Here is a 16916-nt window from a genome sequence, read left to right as displayed (position 1 = left end):
TTCATGGCCTTCCTTGCTTACCGCGCCTCCACAGTCGCCGCAGCGACCGTCGTCCTTGCCCTGTCCGCCTCCCCGAGCTGGGCGGCGGCCGCCAACAATCCGCCGGCCGTCCCCACGTCCCTGAGGGTCGGCGGCATTGCCTGCGCGCCCGGCGGCATCTTCGTCGGCACCACCGGCCCGCAGGTCACCGCCCAGTTCACCGACGCCGACTTCGGCACGATCCCGGGCGAGACGCTGACCCCGGCGTTCGTGATCTGGCCGGCCGGCGAACCCGCTCGGCGCATCGACTGGACCGCCACCGAGATGACGTATTCCGGAACGGCGTTCACCACGGTCCCGGCCACTCTGACCAACGGCCAGAAATATCACCTGAAGGCTCGCGCCACCGACGCCGCGGGCGCCGTGTCGGCGTGGTCACCCATCTGCACCCTCACCATCGACACGACCCGTCCGCACGCCCCGGTCGTGACCTCCGCCGACTATCCGGAAAACGCTCCGGGCGGCGGCGTCGGCATCACCGGGAAGTTCACGTTCGCCGTGGCCGGCGGCGACCGGGACGTGGCGAAGTTCCGGTACTCGACGACCACGTCCGGGCTGCGCGAGGTGCCGGTGGGCCGTGACGGCCGGGCCACCGTCGAGATCACGCCGACCATGCTGGGCACGGACGTCCTCACGGTTCAGGCGATCGACCGTACCCTCAACCGCTCGCCCGAGACGAACTACTCCTTCCGGGTCATCGACCACACGCCGAAGGTCTTCGACCAGAATTGGGGCGCCGCAGTCGGCGAGCCGCGGACGATCCAACTCTCGAGTCAGGTGCCCGGGACGGTGTCGTTCACCTACCGGCTGAACGACGGCCCGTCGGCGACCGCCACCGCCGATGCCGAGGGCCGCAGCACCGTCGTCGTCACCCCTGACCGGCGAGGAGACAACTTCCTGACCGTCACCAGCCAGACCACGGAGGGCGTGGTCTCCCCCGAGGCCAGGGCGAACCTCTACGTGCCGGTGCAGGTTCCGCGACCGGCCATCAGCTCGCCCGACCTGCCGACCGACGGCACCCCGTCACCCGCGGGCCGGCCGGTCACGATCGTATTGCGTACAGACTCACCGGACGTCGCCGAGTTCGTCTATTCCGTCGACTTCGGGAACACCGAGCAGGTGGTGGCCGCCGACGAGAACGGCAACGCCACCTTCATTCACACCACGCCCCCAGGAGCGGGATACCTGGAGGTCATGGCCCGTGCCCGCACCGCGGACGGCTTCGAGTCGGACATGGTCGTCACCGGATGGGAACTGACGCCCACCGAGCCCTGACGAATCCACCACCAGCTCAGCGGCGTCTGGCGAACTCCGCCAGGCGCCGCTGAGCCAGCTGAAACGCGGGCACGGCGGCCGATGGCAACAGCCCGGCTTGATCTCGCGCATCAGTCCCTCGCCGTCCCGATTCCAAGCAGCATGATCCGCCGCGCACCCCGGTCCGCCAGGTACAGGTGCGGCCTCATTGAAGAATTCGGTGTTCCCCGCGAGTTCTCCATCACCGTCGCCTCCGCGCAAGTCGGTTTCCGCAGGCGGATCGTCCGCGCGCTGGAGCGGCACGGCTTCAAGGTGGCCTTGATCGCCGGTAGCTCCCACCATAGGTGGCGCAAGGTTGATTGAGTTGATAGAAGGTTTCCATTACTTCATGAGCACCATTAAGGGACAGGTAATGAAACCCGGCACGGGACGGCGGGATCGAGCCCCCTGCCGGTCGAGGCCGCCTCGTGTCACCAAGGTTTCGGTTGCATAGACAGGGATCACCATGCCGCCGGGCGAACCATGTGACCTCACCCACTGGTCAACATCTCATAGTGAAATTCAAGAGACCGAAAGGTCATCAGGATTTAACGCGCCAACATGATTAGCCGCAGCTCAGGGGTCATTCAAAGCAATAAAGAAAGATCTTTGAGCCACACGCACGCCACCAATTTCACTAATTTGTAACCCGTGCCGAATATTAATGTTCGGAGCTACGTGTCGCGCGTCAGCAGATGTTCCTGTTTCCTGGTCTACGGCACCGAATTCACGGCGCTGAATATCGAAGGCTTTCGGGAGCATCCATGACGGCACCGCCAGTTCCGCCGGCCCGAGCAGCTCGCCTGGCATGGCGGCCGCTGCAGCGTTCGACGCGCGTAGCCATCATCGCGGCGCTCGGCGCCACGCTGTTCTATCAACTCTTCCTGCTCAACCCGGCGTACCGCGGGCCCGGCTGGCTGTGGTTCGCCATGCTGGCGGCCGAAGGCCTGACCGCCCTGCACCTGATCGGCACGTGGTGGACCATCCTGGCGCACGACGACCGGCCCGAATCGGTGGACGCCACGGTTTGGCGCAACCGGCTGCGGGCCGGTTCGGATGCGCCGTCCATCGACGTCTTCATCACCGCGTACGGCGAGGAGCCGGCGCTGGTCCGGCGCACCATGATCGCGGCCCGGGACATGGACCTGCCACACCGGACGTTCCTGCTCGACGACGGCGACAGCGATGAGCTGCGCGAGATCGCGGACCAGGTGGGCATCGACTATCTGCGCCGCCCGGGCGGCGCGCATGCGAAAGCCGGCAACGTCAATGCCGGCCTGGCCCGTGCCAGCGGTGAGTTCGTGGTCATCTTCGACGCCGACCATGTGCCCGAGCCGGGCTTCCTGCTCAGCACCCTGCCGCACTTCCACGACCCGGACGTGGCGTTCGTCCAGTCGCCGCAGTTCTACACGAACAACGTGAATCTGGTCGCCACCGGCTCCGGCGAAGCTCAGCGCATCTTCTACGAGCTCGTCTGCCCGGGCAAGAACCGCTTCAACGCCGCCTTCTGCGTCGGCACGAACGTGATGTTCCGACGGGCCGCGCTGGACGACATCGGCGGCATCTGGACGGGCAGCAACTCCGAGGACATCTGGACGTCGATCGAGCTGCACAAGCGCGGCTGGAGGTCCATCTACGTCCCGCAGGTGCTGGCTCGCGGGCTGGCCCCGCAGGATGTCCCGTCGTACCTGAAACAGCAGCTGCGCTGGGCGAGCGGCGGTTTCGAGGTGCTGCTACGCGGGCGACTGTTCAAGCGGGGCATCGGCCTGACGATCGACCAGCGACTGCAGTACCTGTTCTGCGGTACGCATTACCTGCTGTCCATGGCGATGCTGACCTTCATGCTCTTCCCGGCGCTCTACCTCCTCTTCGCGCTGAGCCCCATTCGTGCCGACGGCCTCGCATGGGCGACCCACTACCTGCCGTTCCAGGCGGCCGTGCTGCTGGTCACCTGGCTGCAGTCGGGCGGGTTCAAGTTGTCGGCGATCGTGGCCAGCATCGGTGCGACGCCGGTACATCTGCGAGCGCTCGGAGGCGTGCTCCTCGGGCGACCGGCGAGATGGAAGGCCACCAACGCCGGCGGCGACGGCACCCGGTCGCTGTGGGCGGTCATGCCCCTGTTCGCGCTGTTGGTGCTGAACGTCACCGCCATCGTGGTCGGTGTGCTCGTGATGGCCGATCCCGCGCCGACCTGGCTGTCCGTCGGCTGGGCCTCCATGATCGTTCTGATCCTCGGCCGGATGATCCTCGAATCAGTCACCGGCGGCCGGCTGCGGCACGGCGCGAAGCCGCCGGCCGAAGCGCCGGATGCCCCGCTCCCGCCCGCCCGCGAACAGACCACCCACCAGCCGCGGCATGTCGCGGCAACCGCCTGACCCGGTCCACACCGTCGAGAGGGTACGACCATGAGCGCCACGATCGACAATGTCAGAACCCACGACAACGACGCGACCAGAGTCATTCAGCGCACCGCACCGGCTGCCCCGCCGCCGAAGCGCCGAGGACGCAGCGCACTGCGCCTCGCGCGTACCAGCTCGGTAGTGCTGATCTTGCTGGCAGCGGCCGGCACGGGCGGCACCCACATCGTGCGCCAGCGCCTCGCCGAACGAAACATGGTGGATGCCGGCACGGCCGTGCTCATCGCGCAGCCGATCGCGGTCGGTTCGGCCGACGCCGCGGTCGTCACCGACATGCTGGCCACCGAGCGGACCAGCGTCACCGCCGGCGCGGTCCTGGCCACCATCACCCTGACCGCCGACGGAGACGGGACCACGCGACGAGTGCAGAAGTTGCAGGCGCCGGCCGCGGGCATCGTCACCAAGATCAACGTTGCTCCCGGACAGATCGCCCGCGCCGGTGAGCCGATCGTCACCCTGTACGACCCGGCCAAGGTCGCCTTCGCGGTCGACGTGCCGCTGGAGAAGCTGCGCAAGTTCCGCCTCGGGATGACCGCCTACATGACGGGCCCCGGCCTCTCCCGCCGGATAACCTCGACGCTGGAGAAGGTCGAGCCGAAGGTCGATGCCGGCCAGCAGGCGAGCACTGAGGACGAGCTGACCGTCGTGCTGCGGCCGGACCCGGCGGCCCGTGCGACAGTGCGGACCCTGGTGCCGGGGCTGCAGTTCGCCGTGGTCGTCGACACCACCACGGCCGTCGGGAGCACCCCCGCCGTCAACAGCGCATGAACCGCCGCATCCGGACCATGACCGCGATCGCGGCTCTCACCGCACTGGCGGCGTGCACCTCCACGCCCGACGCGGCGCCGCCGGACCGGGTCCCGGCCGCGCCGCCGCAGAACGCCGGAACGGTCATGGAGGACGCCGCCGCGTCGCCGCTCACGATTCCCGTGGTGACCGGCAGCGGAAGCATCGCCGAGAAGCTGCCGGCCGGCTCCGCCCCGACCAAGGCCCCCACCCAGGCCGGCGACCTCACCGGCCAAGCGGTGCCGACCAACCAGTGGTGGAGCTCCGCACTGACCGGGCCCCGTACCCAGCCGATCTGGACCCACCCGCTGGCCGTGCAGGCGGCCGCCGACGGCCTGCAGATCAGCGGCGCGTCGCTCACCGCCTCCGCGAACGCCGTCATCACCCCGTTTCTGCCCGCCCTCACCGTCGGCACGGCCACCGGCGCGGTGACCGTCGTGAGCTACGGCGCTTTCCACGTCGTCCTCCGGGTCGGGCTCGCCGGCGGTGGCCGGGTCGATGTCACCCTCGCGCAGGGCAGCCCGGTGGTGTGGCTGCGCTTCGACGGGGCGGCGCCCACCGTGAACGGCACCTTCCGCGACGTCGGTAGCTCGCCCACCCGGGTTCGGCTCGACATCGCGGGCGGTCGCTGGGACGTTCTCGGCACCGATCTGGCGCTGACCGGGACCACCATCACCGGGTCGGGCCGGGGACTCGCCGTCGCCCGGGTCCCGGCCGGCGAGGATCGGGCGAGCTGGGAGAAGGCCAGCACCGGCGATCCGATCGTGCAGACCACGGCCACCACGGCGTACGACGCCACGGCCGGGACGGTCACTCAGGCGCTCACCGCACGCCGGGCCGCCGGCGGAGGCGGAGCGTGGGCCCTGCTGCCGCACCACCAAGCCGGCCTGGCCGCCGGGCCGGCGCCGCTGACGGGCTCCTATCCGGACGCAAGGGGGACGATGTCCCTGGTGACGGCCGGCACGGTGCAGATCAGGATGCCGATGCCCGGCCTGCTCACCGCTATGCCGAAGGTGCCGCTGAGCAAGCCGGCGAACAAAGCGGTGCTGGCCGATCTGGATCGTGACCTGGCCGATCCGCCCGGCGCGGGCGGCAGCTACTTCGGACTCAAGGAACTCGGCCGGCTGTCCACCGTCGCCGAGGTAGCGGCCGCCTCCGGGGCGGACACACAGCGCACGGCGGCGCTCGATCGGTTGCGGCCGCAACTAGTCGACTGGCTGACCTACACGGGACCGTCCGACGGGCGCTACTTCGGCTACGACCCGACCTGGGGTGGACTGATCGCCGTCCCGGCCGAGTTCGGCGCACAGGACTACAACGACCATCACTTCCAGTACGGCTACCTGGTCCGCGCCGCCGCCGTGCTGGCAACGGCCGATCCCACATTCGCCCGCGAGTACGGCGACGTGGTAGACCTGATCGTCCGCGACTACGCCGGTTCACTGGCGATCGGCCCCGCGAGCGGGCTGCCGCCGTTCCGGGCCTTCAACGCCTATCTGGGCAGTTCGGCAGCGTCCGGGTTCGCCCCCTTCGCGGACGGCAACAATCAGGAGTCGTCCAGCGAAGCGGTGGCGGCCTGGGAGGCCGTAGTCCGCTGGGGAGTCGTCCGTGACGACGCGGCGATGACCGGGTACGGCATCGCGCACTACGCTCTGGAGGCGGCGACAGCCCGGATGTACTGGCTCGGCGAAGGGGTGACGCGCGAGGCCGGATACGCGCACACCACTGCGGGCATCGTCTGGGACGCCAAGATCGACTATGCGACCTGGTTCGACCCCAAGCCGGAGTCCGTCCTCGGCATCCAACTGCTGCCCTTGACGGCCGGTGCGTTCTACCGCGGTCCGTCGGCCGCCCGTCAGAAGGAACTGGGCGACAAGCCCACGGTCTGGGGCGACCTCTTCGCCGCAGACCTCGCCCTCTCCGACCCGGAGGCTGCCCGCCGCCGGCTCGACGCGGGCGTTCCCCGAGAGGAAAGCACCAGCCGGGCGATGGTCCGCTACTGGGTCGAGGCTCTGGCCGTGCTGGGACCTCCACAGCCGAAAACCGCCGCGCCGGTGGGGTCTCTGGCGTTCGGGCCCGCAGATGCTCCGCGAACCCTCCGGGCACCCGGAGGGTGACCAACGACGGCCAGATCCGGCAAGGCAAGGGTGGGCCGGGCGGGACTCGAACCCGCGACCGAGGGATTATGAGTCCCCTGCTCTAACCCACTGAGCTACCGGCCCGTACCGGCGGCGATACTATCCCGTGCCCCGCTCCCAAGCCTAGCGATCTATCACCGCACCAGGGATTTTCGGCAGGAGGATGGTCTGCAGCCGGGGATCGGACATCATGAACGGGGGCTGGAGATCCTCGATTCTCGGCACCTCCTCCTCGCAGCGGCTGGGGCTTTCGGGTCCGTCCTGGGTGATGAACTCAGCGTAATTCTCTGGACTGATGTCGCTCATTGAAACCCCCTTTATCGGGCATTACACCCCGACCCGGGCGCCGAATGACGCCAGGACTGCTCCGGCGGCGCGCCAGCCTCCGGCCAGTGCGCCCTGGATGGAGGGGCTGTCGCGGTGGTCGCCGGCCACGAAGAGGCCGTCGCCGAGGTTGACCGGCTTGCGCAGCCGGGCCTGGGGCGGGCGGGCCGCGGGCAGGGCCTGCGGCACGGAGACCACGTTGAGCAGTTCCCAGTCGTCGGTCGGCGTTCCGTACATTCGGGATAGTTCGACCCGGATCACGGCCTCGGACGCGCTGGAGGGCGCCGAGACGCCGACGACGGTGGCCGCGATGAGACTCTTGCCACCGGGGGCGTATTCGGGTGCGGCGTTGCTCATCACGACGGTGTTGGCGATGATCTCCCGCCGATCGCCGTCGAGCAGGAGGATGGGCTCGTCGATGGGGGCATGGCCGGCCCCGAAGTAGAACGTGGTGAGGCTGTGCACGTCCGGCACGGGCAGCCGCCTGGGCAGCAGGGCGGCGGCGCTGACCGGGTCGGTGGCGACGATCACGGCGCGGCAGCGGATCTCACCACCCTCGGTGACGACCATGCCGGGGCCGACGGAGAGGGTCCGCGCGCCGATCAGCAACTGCGGGAAGGGCAACGGTCCGGCGATCGCGGCGGGCAGCGCGGCCATCCCGGCGGCCGGGACGCCGATCCGGCCGCGGGCGAAGGAGCGCAGCACCATGGCGGCCACGTGGCTGGACGTCTCGAGGGAGCGGTCGGCGAACACCCCGGAGAGGAACGGCCGCAGCACCTCCTCGATGATCCGGTGGGAGAGGCCGGCGCCGCGCAGCATCGCCTGGGTGGTGGTCTCCGGCATCTCGAGGAGCCGGGCCGCCGGCAGGGTGGCGCAGCGGGTGACGAGCGCGGCGAACTTGAGCCGGTCGGCGAGGGTGCCGATTCCGGAGAACAGGGCCTGCGGGGTGGCGAGCGGTTCGCGCAGCGGGTTCTCCAGCCGGTGCAGGCTGTGCCCGCGGCGCACCAGCACTCCGGAGGTGAACCAGCGCATGTCCAGCGCGTCCACGTCGACGAGCGCGGGCAGCCGCGGATAGGCGGTGTTGAGCACCTGGAATCCGCGGTCCATCCGCCAGCCGTCCACGACGTCGGTGGCGACCCGGCCGCCCAGCCGGTCGGAGGCCTCCATCAGCAGCCACTCGACGCCGGCCCGATCGAGCCGGCGAGCGGCGGACAGCCCGGCGAGCCCGCCGCCGATGATGACGACGTCCACCTCTACCGGCCCCGACATGCCCACCTCACATGCTGCAATCAATGCGGAACCCAGCGTAACCGCGCATGCTGGCCCGAGCAGGCGAAAGCCCTTCAACCCCAAACCACGCAGACGTACGGGCATCGCGCGGCCCGATTCAGAAGGATCGCCGTCACGCGCTCGGTAACCTCGGTCGGGCCACTCGGGATCGGGGCCGGTCGGCCGCACCTGATCAGAGGCGGACGTCGCCGAAACGGGGCCGGAAAACAATAATGCTCCGGACCACAGTGGTCCGGAGCATTGTCGTTACTGCTCCCCGAATAGGACTCGAACCTATAACCTGCCGGTTAACAGCCGGCTGCTCTGCCAATTGAGCTATCGGGGATTGCTCTGTCCTGCCTGTCGCCCGGTCTCCCTGGCGACGCTGAACAGACTACATGACCACCGCGGCGCCTCACCAACGGGATACCCCCGTGGGCGTGGCGCCCCCGGCATGCCGAAACGGTGCCGCTGCGAAGTATCGCCCGGGCAGGATGAGGACACGGGGAGTACCACGCCGCCAGGATGGGTATGCACCCCCGCAGACGCATGCGCGTCGAACAACGGAAGGAGCCGCCACCATGCGCGGAAAGCTGATGTTCCTCACCGGTCTCGCGGCGGGCTTCGTCCTGGGCAGCCGTGCCGGCCGGGAGAAGTACGAAGAGATCCGGGCCAGTGCTCAGAAGGTGTGGCAGCACCCGACGGTTCAGGAGGCCGCGGGCGTCGCCCAGGCGCAGGCCAACAAGCTCTACACCGAGGGCAAGGACAAGCTCCAGTCGTCCAAGCTCGGCGAGAAGCTGAGCACGGGCACCACCGGCTCGACCACGACGGATGAGCTGCTCGCGCCCAGTGACAGCCTCTCCACCTCGAAGGGCACCGGCACCACGTACTGACCGCCGGATAGTCGAAGGGCCGCCTCGTCCGGGGTGGCCCTTCGGCTGTTCAGGGGGCGGTGCAGGGCTGCTGCTCGGGCACCAGGCCGAGGGCGGTGAGTTCGGCCAGCACGTACGCCAGGTCGGCGGCGCGCCGCTCGTCCCCGCCGGGGGTGTCGACGACCACGTACTCCGTGCGGGCGGTGTCGGCGGCGAGCAGGTGGCGCAGCATCGGTTGCCAGGCGGCGCCCGGCTCGGTGATCAGGGCGGTGATGACGGAGAGGCCGGCGTCGGTCATCCGGTCGATGCCGGCCTCCGGGGCGGGCCAGTCGCGCAGCGCCGTGCTCAGGTCGAGACAGACGCCGAGCCGGTCCTTGTCGACCCGGGTGAGTGCCGTGACGATCTGCTCGGGGGTGTCCAGCACCAGGCCGGGGCCGGCCTGGAAGCCGGCCCGGACGGCGCGGCCCACCCGCCAGGCCAGGTCGGCCAGTCCGCCGGAGAGGCGCATCAGGTGCCGTGCGCCGGCCCGCTGCCGGGCCTCGTCCCAGTCGTCGGCACGGCCCAGCCCGTACGTGCAGACGGCGCCACGGACCTCCTCGGCCGGGAGCAGGTCGACCAGGATCCGGGCCAGGTCGAGGGTGTGCCGTAGGCGGGCCGGCTCGCTCCAGTCGGCCTCGAGCCCGTCCTCGCCGGTCTCCGTGCCGGCCGCGCCGGAGCCCTCGAACCCGGTTGCGCCGGCCTCCGAGTCGTCCGCGCCGCCGCCGGGACCGGATGCACCGGTCTCCGTGCCGTCCGCGCCGCCGCCGGGACCGGATGCGCCGCTCAGCGTGACCACCTCGAGCCCGCGGGCGTCGAGGTCGGTACGCAGCCGGGTCCGGGCGCGCCCGTCCTCGGCGAGTGCGGCAGCGAGACGGTACGGCAGCCGGAGCGCGACGGTGAGCGGCCCGGTGCCGAAGTGGCCGCGGAGCGCGCTGTTGGCCGCGTCCAGCCGGCCGACGACGGACGCCGGATCCTCCGCGTGATCTAGGCTGATGCCGCAGCTGAGATGCACGATCCGGCCGGAGGGATGTCGCAGCCGCATCAATTTCCTCCCCGGACGAGGTCACCCGTGCAGGTGCACGTGCATTCGCACGCGCTGACGGTTCCAGTATGGACCATGTCCATGCCTGGGCCCGATCGCCCGATCTGACGGTGCCGGGGTCTCATCGCCGCCTCCATCCGTGGAACACCTGCCCTCGGATACGAGCCTGCGCCGTGAGACGGATCACCGGCGCACCCGCCGTGCGACGTGGCCACCAGCCACAACATGATCGAAAGCAGCCGCACCCATCGATTCATGCAGATCTTTGAGACTGGGGTGACCAGCGAGTAGCCGCCCACGGACCGTCACGAAGAGGCATTGTCGGTCAGTCGGCTTGTTCAGATCCTGATCAAACGGACATGCAATCGTCGCCTGCCCGTGCGTCCGTCGCGTGCCGAGGCACGACGGTGCGGATGCACGAGGCGACTGCTCGCGCATCCGCACCACGGATGGGTGATTCAGCGCTGACTCAGGCCGTGCTCGCTGCCCTTCTTGAGCTTGCGGGTGTCCCGCAGTTCCAGGAACGGCTCGTCGTCGGCCGGGTGCCCGGCCGCGATGGCCCGGCCCCGCTCCAGCTCCGCGTCGAGCTCGGCGCCGAGCAGGATCGCCATGTTCGAGATCCACAGCCAGACCAGGAAGGCGATGACACCGCCGAGCGTGCCGTACGTCGCGTTGTAGTTGGCGAAGTTGGCCAGGTAGAGCGCGAACGCGGCGGAGGCGGCGACCCACAGGACCACGGCGAAGATGCCGCCCGGGCTGACCCAGCGGAAGCCACCGGTCTTCGCGTTCGGCGAGGCCCAGTAGAGGACCGCGAACATCAGGCTGACCAGCATCACGAGGACCGGCCACTTGACGACGTTCCAGGTGGTGACGGCCACCCCGCCCATCCCGAGCATCTCGCCGACCACCTGGGACAGCTCACCCGTGAAGATCACGATGGCGGCCGAGGCGATCAGCATGACGCCGACGACCGCGGTGACGCCGACCCGGATCGGCAGCGTCTTCCAGATCGGCCGGCCCTCCGGCACGTCGTAGATCGAGTTCGACGCGCGCATGAAGGCGCCGATGTACCCCGACGCCGACCAGAACGCCACCACGATACCGATGATCGCGGTCAGCCCGGCCTTGCCGGTGGCCTGCACCTGGTTGAGCACCAGGTCGACGAACTCCTGCGCCTGCTGGTTGGTGGTGATGTCGTCGACCGCGTCCCGGACCGTCTGCTGCCCGTCGTTGCCGAGCATGCCGAGCAGCGACACGATCACCAGCAGGCCCGGGAAGATCGACAGGACGCCGTAGTAGGTCAGCGCGGCCGCCCAGTCCGAGATGTTGTCCTCGGAGAACTGCTTGAAGGTCCGTTTGAGGGCGGCGACGATGCCCTTGCCCCGCAACTGGAGCGGGCTGTCCGGGCCGGCGTCCGGCCCCGGGGCGGACAGGTCCCGGTCGCGGTCCTCGGCCGTCCGGGCGGTCGCCGCGGCGGCCACATCGAAGTCGGCGGTGCCCTGCCGGCGCGCCTCGGACGCTGCCCGGTCCTCCGTTGTGGCGGCCTGCTCGTCGGCCTTGTGGAACAGGTTCATGGCGGGGTTCCCTCCGGGCATCAGCGATGGCTCCCGGCCGGTCCGCCCATCGTGTCCCCGGCACGGTGGGCACGGACGACCTGCGCATCTGTTGCCCGCTGGAGCGTTCCGCTAACCGTCCGCGGCGCGGCGCGACCCGAAAGGGCCGCGCCACGGGGTCACCGGCAGAGCAGCCGCTCCATCCGGCGGCCGGCGATGAGCAGGCCGGCGCCCGTCATCGCCAGCAGGTAGAGCACGTCCAGCGCCTGGACCGGGCCCAGCGTGCCGATGCTGATGCCGCGAATCAGGTCGACCGCGCGGTACAGCGGGGTGACCTCGACCAGCCACCGCAGCACCGGAGGGTAGGTGGTGGCGGGGACGAACGTGCCGGAGAACAGAAACAGGGCGAACTGCCCGGCGCCGATCATGTCGAAGTCCTGCCAGCCGCGGATCAGCGTGGAGATGGTCATGCCGAGCGCCCCGAAGGCGAAACCGACCAGGACCGCGGCCGGGAAGGCGAGCAGCGCCCGCGCCGGGGTGGTCAGGTCCATCAGCACCATGATCACCAGGAAGGCCGCGGAGTAGACGCTGCCGCGCAGCATGGCCCAGGACAGCTCGCCGAGCGCGATCTCGATGGGCCGCACGGGCGTGGCGAGCATGCCCTCGTACAGCCGCATGTACTTCATCTTCCCGAAGAAGTTGAAGGTCGTCTCGGCCAGCGCCCCGCTCATCGCCGACGACGCCAGCATGGCCGGTGCCACGAACTCCGGATAACCCACCGTGTGGCCGCCGGGCAGGGTGATCTCCCCGACCAGCGCGCCCACCCCGACGCCGATGGAGAACAGGTAGAGCACCGGCTCCAGCAGGCCACCGAGCATGACCAGCCAATACGCCGTCTTCAGCGCGGCGATGTTGCGCTGGGCGACCGAGGCCGACCGGCGCGCGGCCCCCTCGAGGCTCACCAGCCGGCGGGGCAGCACCAGGGTCAGCACGGTCGCACGCACCTCTCGGACGTCATCTCAGATCACCAGCCGGCTGCGGTAGCGCCAGTGCGCCAGGAACCACCCGGCCGTCCCCCACGCCACCAGATAGAGGGCCTGCCACACCGCCTCCGGGCCGGGGTCGAGCCCGAGCGTCGCGGCCCGGCACAGGTCGACGCCGTGCCACAGGGGCAATGCATACGCCACCCAGCGCAGCACCTCCGGCAGCGACTCGACCGGGAAGAACACCCCGGAGAACAGCGACATCGGCAGCACCGCGAACCGCATCAGGATCGCCAGGTACATGTCGGTGGAGACGGACGCCGTGTACGCGGCCACCGGGGCGGCCGCGGCCAGCCCGAGCAGCAGCGCGATCGGCAGGACGGCCAGCGCCCACACCGACCGCAGCGCCCCGAACAGGGCCGCGACCAGCAGGAACGCCGTCACGCTGGTGAACACCCGGAACAGCATGAAGGCGAGGTGCCCGCCGAGGATGTCGGCGACCCGCAGCGGCGCGGCGGCCTGCGCGAAGTAGGTCCTCATCCACTCGAAGCAGCTCAGCACCGGCCAGGTGGACTCGCCGATCGCCCCCTGCACGGCGGTGGTGGCGATCAGGCCCGGCACCATCCACTGGAGATAGCTGACGCCCTCGACACCGCCGGTCACATAGGCCCCGACGCCGACACCGAACCCGAGCATGGTCAGCAGCGGCAGCACCAGCGAGGAGAGCACACTGGCCCGCCACGTGCGCCGGTAGTTGACCAGGTGGTACTCCATCACATAGAGCGAGGGGGTCATCTCAGTCCACCAGGGTCCGGCCGGTGAGGTGCAGGAACACGTCCTCCAGGCTGCTACGGCGGACCAGGGCGCTGGCCGGGCTCAGCGAGCGCCGGTGCACCTCGGCCAGGGCGTCGTCGCCGTCGCCGACATAGAGCAGGATCCGGTCGGGCAGCACCTCGGCACGGTCGCCGATGCCGGCGAGCTTGTCCGCATACCGTCCCTGGTCCTCGGTGAGGAAGCGCAGCTCGACCACCTCGCGGGTGGAGTGCGTCTCGATGAGCGCACGGGGCGAGCCCTCGGCCACGATCCGGCCGCCGTCCATCACCACGAGCCGGTCGCAGAGCTGCTCCGCCTCGTCCATGTAGTGGGTGGTCAGCACCAGGGTGACGCCCTGCTGCTTGAGCCGGAACAGCCGCTCCCACACCAGGTGGCGGGCCTGCGGGTCGAGGCCGGTGGTGGGCTCGTCGAGCAGCACCAGATCGGGCTCGTTGACCAGGGCGCGGGCGATGGTGAGCCGCCGTTTCATCCCGCCGGAGAGCGGCTCGACCCTGCTGTCGGCGCGCTCGCTGAGCTGGACGAAGTCGAGCAGCTCGGCGGCGCGGGCGCGGGCGACCTTACGCGGGATGCCGAAGAACCGGGCGTAGGTGGTCAGATTCTCCCGGACGGTCAGCTCGGGATCGAGGTTGTCCAACTGGGGGCAGACGCCCAGCCGGGCCCGGATCGCCGGACCGTCGCGCCGCGGGTCCATCCCGAGGATGCGCAGCACGCCGTCGGTGGGTGGGGAGACACAGCCGATCATGCGCATGGTGGAGCTCTTGCCCGCGCCGTTGGGCCCGAGGAAGCCGAACGCCTCGCCGGGCCGAACGTCGACGTCGATGCCGTCGACCGCGGTGAAGCCCCCGAACCGTTTGATCAGGCCACGCGCGTGGATGAGCGAGTTCACGCCCCGACCCTACGGGTGGGGTACGACAGATTTCAGTCCGTGGGATCGGCCGCCGACCGGGCCGCCCCGACCAGTTCCCCGGTGGCCTCGACGATCTCCGGGGACTCCGCGGGCGTACCCGAGTCGTAGCGGACCGCCCAGCTCAGCCCGTCGCGCCCGCCGACCCGGCGGCCGACCACCCGGACCGCGCCCCCGGGCAGCGGGTGATGCGTCGTGTACGCCACCGAGCGGGTCACCCGGGTACGGACCTGGTCCGGCAGCTCGCCGGGCTCGAGCAGCAGGAACGACACCTCGGGGCCGTCCACCAGCACGGTGTAGCCGTCGCGTTCCGCCAGCACCTCGGCCGGGGTGATCCGCAGCTCCCGCCCGGACCACGCGGCTTTGTGGATCTCGTGCCAGCCGAGCCGTTCGACCGCCGACGGCAGCCAGAGCCCGTGGTTCGTGGCGACCACCACGTTCTCCGTCCCGGCCGTGTCGCCGACCGCAGACCAGGCCAGGATCCGTTCCTCGGCGGCCAGCGGGGGCCGGGAGCGCGCCGGGAGCACGGGACGCCGTCGGAAGAGCTTCACAGTCCACCTGCCGCCTGGTCACGCAGGGCCCGTGCCTGCTGTTCGAGCGAGAAGAGCTCCCCGGCCAGAGCCAGGTACTGGTCCTTGTTGGCGACCGGGTTCAGTCGCTGCACCTTCGACTTGAGGTCGCGGATGCGGGTGGCGAGCGCCCCGCCCTGGAGCCGGGCCAGGGTGACCTGGACGTAGTACGGGTCGGCCTGGCCGTCCACGTACAGCGGCTCCACGGCCAGCTCGCTGACCAGCATCTGGCCGCCCATGTCGGGGCAGGCGTCGCGGACCTTCTCGATCCAGACGACGCCGCCGGTGGACGAGGCGGCGCCACCGGCCTGGGTGATCGCCTCCCGGACGGTCCGCAACACCTGGTCGCCGTAGTTCTCCGGGCCGACCGCGTCGAACATCGGCCCGGCGAGCACCGGCTCCTGGAGGGCCAGTTTCAGCGCCTCCCGCTCGACCAGGCGCTGCGGGGAGTCGGCCGCCGCCTGCTGCCGGGTGGTGGCCCGTGATTCGGCCTGCTCACCGCGCAGCGCGTTGTTCACCGCCCGCTGGACCGGGTCCAGGTCCATGCCGAGATCGCCGGCGAGCTTTCGCGCGTACTCCGGGCGTTTCTCCCGGTCTTTGATCTTGGCGACCAACGGCGCCGCGCGGCGCATCGCCTCGACGCGGCCCTCCACGGTGTCCAGGTCGAAGCGGGAGATGGTCTGCCGCAGCGCGAAGTCGACCAGCGGCTCCCGGGCCGCGATCATGTCGCGGACCGCCAGGTCACCGCGGGCGAGGCGCAGCTCACAGGGGTCCATGTTGTCCGGCGAGACGGCGATGAACGTCCGCCCGACGAAACGCTGGTCCTCCTCGAAGGCCCGCAGCGCCGCCTTCTGCCCGGCCGCGTCGCCGTCGAAGGTGTAGATGATCTCGCCGGTGAAGCTGTCGCTGTCCATCAGCAGGCGCCGCAGCACCTGGATGTGGTCCACGCCGAAGGAGGTGCCGCAGGTCGCCACGGCGGTCGGCTCGCCGGCCTCGTGGCAGGCCATCACGTCGGTGTAGCCCTCGACGATCACCGCCCGGCCACGCTTGGCGATCTCCCGTTTCGCGTGGTCGATGCCGTACAGGACATGCGACTTCTTGTAGATCGGCGTCTCGGGGGTGTTCAGGTACTTCGGGCCGTCGTCGTCGTCGAACAATTTGCGCGCGCCGAACCCGATCACGTCGCCGCCGAGGTCCCGGATCGGCCAGAGCAGCCGGCGCCGGAACCGGTCGATCAGCGAGCCGGAGCGGGCCGGTTTGGCCAGTCCGGCGATGGTCAGCTCCTCCGCGGTGAAGCCCTTGAGGCGCAGGTGCTTGCTGAGCGAGTCCCAGCTGTCCGGGGCGAAGCCGCACCCGTACCGTTCCGCGGTGTCCCGGCCGAAACCCCGCTCGGCCAGGAACTCGCGCGCCTTGCGCGCCCCCGGCGAACCGAGCTGGTCGCGGTAGAACTCGACGGCGGCGGTGTGCGCGGCGAGGAGCCGCTGTCGCTGCCCGGTCTGGGGGCGCGGGCCGGCCGGAGCGCCCGGCTCGGTGTCGTAGCGCAGCTGGATGCCGGCCTTGCCGGCCAGGCGCTCCACCGACTCGATGAACGACAGGTGCTCCGCGTCCATCAGGAACTTGATCGCGTCGCCGCCCTGCCCGCAACCATGGCAGAAATAGACATTACGGGCGGGTGAGACGTTGAACGACGGAGTCTTCTCGTCGTGGAAGGGACACAGCCCCTTGAGATTGCCGCCACCCGCCGACCGCAGGGTGACCGTCTCACTGATCACCTCGACGATCGAGGTCCGGTCCCGGACCAGTGCGATGTCCTCGTCCTTGACCCTGCCCGCCACGGCATACATCCTGCCTCGC

14 protein-coding genes and 2 tRNA genes are annotated in these 16916 nt (G+C 70.1%); 5 read left to right on the top strand and 11 right to left on the bottom strand.

Features of this window, described 5'->3' with window-relative positions:
* Positions 1-3 precede the first annotated feature (3 nt).
* The 4 genes from KZ829_RS23145 to KZ829_RS23130 all read left to right on the top strand — a co-directional run bounded on the left by KZ829_RS23145 (position 4) and on the right by KZ829_RS23130 (position 6652).
* Complete coding sequence (locus tag KZ829_RS23145; protein WP_220146017.1) at positions 4-1314, top strand: hypothetical protein; 1311 nt, start codon at positions 4-6, stop codon at positions 1312-1314.
* A 782-nt stretch (positions 1315-2096) separates the two neighbouring features.
* Entirely contained in the window at positions 2097-3707 is a 1611-nt protein-coding gene (locus KZ829_RS23140; RefSeq protein ID WP_220146016.1) for a glycosyltransferase family 2 protein, read from the top strand.
* Positions 3708-3737: 30 nt separating this feature from the next.
* Positions 3738-4517 (top strand): HlyD family secretion protein, encoded by a 780-nt coding sequence (locus KZ829_RS23135; RefSeq protein ID WP_220146015.1) that lies wholly within the window; start codon positions 3738-3740, stop codon positions 4515-4517.
* Positions 4518-4534: 17 nt separating this feature from the next.
* Entirely contained in the window at positions 4535-6652 is a 2118-nt protein-coding gene (locus KZ829_RS23130) for a glycosyl hydrolase (protein ID WP_246636114.1), read from the top strand.
* Between the two features lie 31 nt (positions 6653-6683).
* Here KZ829_RS23130 and KZ829_RS23125 read toward each other — a convergent pair.
* The 4 genes from KZ829_RS23125 to KZ829_RS23110 all read right to left on the bottom strand — a co-directional run bounded on the left by KZ829_RS23125 (position 6684) and on the right by KZ829_RS23110 (position 8612).
* Positions 6684-6757, bottom strand: a tRNA-Ile gene (locus KZ829_RS23125).
* Positions 6758-6796: 39 nt separating this feature from the next.
* The gene (locus KZ829_RS23120) at positions 6797-6979 is read right to left on the bottom strand and encodes a hypothetical protein (protein ID WP_183226254.1); all 183 of its coding nucleotides are present in this window, start codon (positions 6977-6979) and stop codon (positions 6797-6799) included.
* A gap of 21 nt (positions 6980-7000) precedes the next feature.
* A complete protein-coding gene (locus KZ829_RS23115; RefSeq protein ID WP_220146013.1) occupies positions 7001-8266 on the bottom strand; it encodes an NAD(P)/FAD-dependent oxidoreductase in 1266 nt (421 codons plus the stop codon).
* Positions 8267-8539: 273 nt separating this feature from the next.
* Positions 8540-8612 (bottom strand) — tRNA-Asn (locus tag KZ829_RS23110).
* 235 nt (positions 8613-8847) lie between these two features.
* On the opposite strand from KZ829_RS23110, the gene KZ829_RS23105 reads away from it, so the two are divergent.
* Positions 8848-9159, top strand: coding sequence for a hypothetical protein (locus tag KZ829_RS23105; RefSeq protein WP_220146012.1), 312 nt, complete (start codon positions 8848-8850; stop codon positions 9157-9159).
* Positions 9160-9208: 49 nt separating this feature from the next.
* Here KZ829_RS23105 and KZ829_RS23100 read toward each other — a convergent pair whose 3' ends face one another.
* The 7 genes from KZ829_RS23100 to dnaG form a co-directional block, all read right to left on the bottom strand.
* Positions 9209-10219 carry an IolE/MocC family protein gene (locus KZ829_RS23100; protein ID WP_220146011.1) on the bottom strand — a complete coding sequence of 337 codons (1011 nt, stop codon included), beginning with the start codon at positions 10217-10219 and terminating at the stop codon, positions 9209-9211.
* Between the two features lie 458 nt (positions 10220-10677).
* Positions 10678-11793, bottom strand: coding sequence for a YihY/virulence factor BrkB family protein (locus tag KZ829_RS23095; RefSeq protein ID WP_220146010.1), 1116 nt, complete (start codon positions 11791-11793; stop codon positions 10678-10680).
* 158 nt (positions 11794-11951) lie between these two features.
* A complete protein-coding gene (locus tag KZ829_RS23090) occupies positions 11952-12764 on the bottom strand; it encodes an ABC transporter permease (protein WP_220146175.1) in 813 nt (270 codons plus the stop codon).
* A 27-nt stretch (positions 12765-12791) separates the two neighbouring features.
* Entirely contained in the window at positions 12792-13550 is a 759-nt protein-coding gene (locus KZ829_RS23085) for an ABC transporter permease (protein WP_220146009.1), read from the bottom strand.
* 1 nt (position 13551) lies between these two features.
* Positions 13552-14475: an ABC transporter ATP-binding protein gene (locus tag KZ829_RS23080; protein ID WP_220146008.1), complete on the bottom strand. Its 924-nt coding sequence runs from the start codon at positions 14473-14475 to the stop codon at positions 13552-13554.
* Positions 14476-14507: 32 nt separating this feature from the next.
* Positions 14508-15044 (bottom strand): hypothetical protein, encoded by a 537-nt coding sequence (locus KZ829_RS23075; protein ID WP_220146007.1) that lies wholly within the window; start codon positions 15042-15044, stop codon positions 14508-14510.
* Entirely contained in the window at positions 15041-16906 is a 1866-nt protein-coding gene (gene dnaG / locus KZ829_RS23070; RefSeq protein WP_220146006.1) for a DNA primase, read from the bottom strand. Before dnaG ends, KZ829_RS23075 begins: the two co-directional genes overlap by 4 nt.
* Positions 16907-16916: the final 10 nt, after the last annotated feature.

Source organism: Actinoplanes hulinensis (genome assembly GCF_019429605.1).
In the GTDB taxonomy this organism is placed as follows: Bacteria; Actinomycetota; Actinomycetes; order Mycobacteriales; family Micromonosporaceae; genus Actinoplanes; species Actinoplanes campanulatus.
The sequence above is the reverse complement of the archived record's forward strand: the minus strand, read 5'-3'. Positions and strand labels throughout refer to the sequence as shown.

Excerpts from the sequence above, each read along its gene's own strand:
- KZ829_RS23095 (WP_220146010.1), bottom strand. The coding sequence starts at position 11,793 with ATGAACCTGTTCCACAAGGCCGACGAGCAGGCCGCCACAACGGAGGAC.
- KZ829_RS23105 (WP_220146012.1), top strand. The coding sequence starts at position 8,848 with ATGCGCGGAAAGCTGATGTTCCTCACCGGTCTCGCGGCGGGCTTCGTC.
- KZ829_RS23115 (WP_220146013.1), bottom strand. The coding sequence starts at position 8,266 with ATGTCGGGGCCGGTAGAGGTGGACGTCGTCATCATCGGCGGCGGGCTC.
- KZ829_RS23100 (WP_220146011.1), bottom strand. The coding sequence starts at position 10,219 with ATGCGGCTGCGACATCCCTCCGGCCGGATCGTGCATCTCAGCTGCGGC.
- dnaG (WP_220146006.1), bottom strand. The coding sequence starts at position 16,906 with ATGTATGCCGTGGCGGGCAGGGTCAAGGACGAGGACATCGCACTGGTC.
- KZ829_RS23120 (WP_183226254.1), bottom strand. The coding sequence starts at position 6,979 with ATGAGCGACATCAGTCCAGAGAATTACGCTGAGTTCATCACCCAGGAC.
- KZ829_RS23085 (WP_220146009.1), bottom strand. The coding sequence starts at position 13,550 with ATGACCCCCTCGCTCTATGTGATGGAGTACCACCTGGTCAACTACCGG.
- KZ829_RS23130 (WP_246636114.1), top strand. The coding sequence starts at position 4,535 with ATGACCGCGATCGCGGCTCTCACCGCACTGGCGGCGTGCACCTCCACG.
- KZ829_RS23145 (WP_220146017.1), top strand. The coding sequence starts at position 4 with ATGGCCTTCCTTGCTTACCGCGCCTCCACAGTCGCCGCAGCGACCGTC.
- KZ829_RS23135 (WP_220146015.1), top strand. The coding sequence starts at position 3,738 with ATGAGCGCCACGATCGACAATGTCAGAACCCACGACAACGACGCGACC.
- KZ829_RS23140 (WP_220146016.1), top strand. The coding sequence starts at position 2,097 with ATGACGGCACCGCCAGTTCCGCCGGCCCGAGCAGCTCGCCTGGCATGG.